This window comes from Pseudomonas entomophila, assembly GCF_013523125.1.
In the GTDB taxonomy this organism is placed as follows: Bacteria; Pseudomonadota; Gammaproteobacteria; order Pseudomonadales; family Pseudomonadaceae; genus Aquipseudomonas; species Aquipseudomonas entomophila_B.
This window is the reverse complement of record NZ_JAAMQJ010000091.1, coordinates 1-1,461: the sequence shown is the minus strand read 5'-3', so window position 1 is coordinate 1,461 and position 1,461 is coordinate 1. Positions and strand designations below refer to the sequence as shown.

Below are 1,461 nucleotides of genomic sequence, written 5' to 3'. Positions count from 1 at the left end.
CAGGGGCCGCTCCTATGTATGGACTCGCCTACATTGTCTACCCGCTTTTCCTGCTGTTTTGAACAAAGGGACCCGGTTGCATCTATGTATTAGGCCTATTCGAGGAGGCGGTGTTGCCTCTGGCCAGCATTGGATAAGCCCGCGAAGTGCCATTTACAAATAGGCCAGCAAGGCCAGTAGGAGCGTAGGCATTCAATCGCGACGGTCTTACCAGGGGTCAATGCTCGTTAGCAGGGGTTGGAGCGCCTAGCGCCCCGGTGGCGTAACGCTGTGATCAGAGGCCCATGACGGCCTCCTGATGATTCGGGCGTCGTTGATAGGTCTGCGTGCCTTGCAGCAGCACCCATACGATACGCAGGTTTCGATTGGCCAGCCTGATCGCCGCCTCTTTCCTGCCAAGCCGGGAACACCAGGCCTGCAAGCGGCGATCATCGGGCTCCGTGGAGTCGGGTTTTATCTGCTGTAACACGGCATGGGCACCCTGGATCATCAGGCTGCGCACATAGCCATCGCCGCGCTTGCTCATCTTGCCCAGCCGCACCTTGTTACCACTGCTGTTCTGGTCCGGCACGAGGCCAAAGTAGGCCGCAAATTGTCGTGCGTTGGCAAAGCGCGTCGGCTCCACCTGCTTGGCCACCAGTGCGGTGGCGATGATCGGACCGATACCGCGGATGCTCATCAACCGAGTGGCCGTTTCATCCTCGCCAGCGCTGCGCTCCAGTCGCCCGGTCAGCACCTTGATACGCTCGCCCAGGTGCTGCCACTCGATCAGCAGCTCCTCGATCAGCTCGCGCAGTAGGTCGGGCAACGGGATCGAGGCATCCTCCAGCACCCTCGGCACGCGCTGGCCGAAAGCCAGGTCACCCTGGGCGAAGGAGACACCGTGCTCGAGCAGCAACCCTCGCACTTGATTGCTCAAGGCCGTGCGGCGACGTACACAGCCGCGCCGGATGCGGTGCAGTGCCTGGATGGCCAGGGCCTGGGTGGTCTTGATGGGGACGGCGATGATCGAAACGTCACGCCCAGCCCGCAGGATGGCATGTGCATCGTTGCGATCGTTCTTGGCACCGCTGCGATGCTCGCCGACGCGCTGGGCTGGCAGCACACGCACGACATTGCCCTTGGCCTGCAGCAGCCGTGCCCATGACTGAGCGCCCGGGCCTGTTTCCATGAGCACGGTGATGTGCGCTGGCAGGCGTTGGAGAAACTCGCTGAACGCCTCGCGCGACTTGATGCGGCGCTCATAGATCAAGCGACTGACCTCATCTTCGCCGGCTAATTGAAACACGTTCTTGGCCAGATCGACTGCCAGAACGTGGCAGCTTTCCAGATCAGTGGAAGACAGGGAATTGTGTTTGGCTTTATGCTTGCTCATGGACTGGCCCTCGCTGCCGTTGGCTGTTCAAGAAACGCCACCGTGGCACTGTGATGCCTCGGCGGGGGCGAGTCCATTCAATTACA

General features: G+C 61.1%; 1 protein-coding gene. It reads right to left on the bottom strand.

What is annotated here, in order from left to right:
- Positions 1-274: 274 nt before the first annotated feature.
- Positions 275-1,375 (bottom strand): IS110 family transposase, encoded by a 1,101-nt coding sequence (locus tag G7007_RS21650; protein WP_375139517.1) that lies wholly within the window; start codon positions 1,373-1,375, stop codon positions 275-277.
- Positions 1,376-1,461 lie beyond the last annotated feature (86 nt).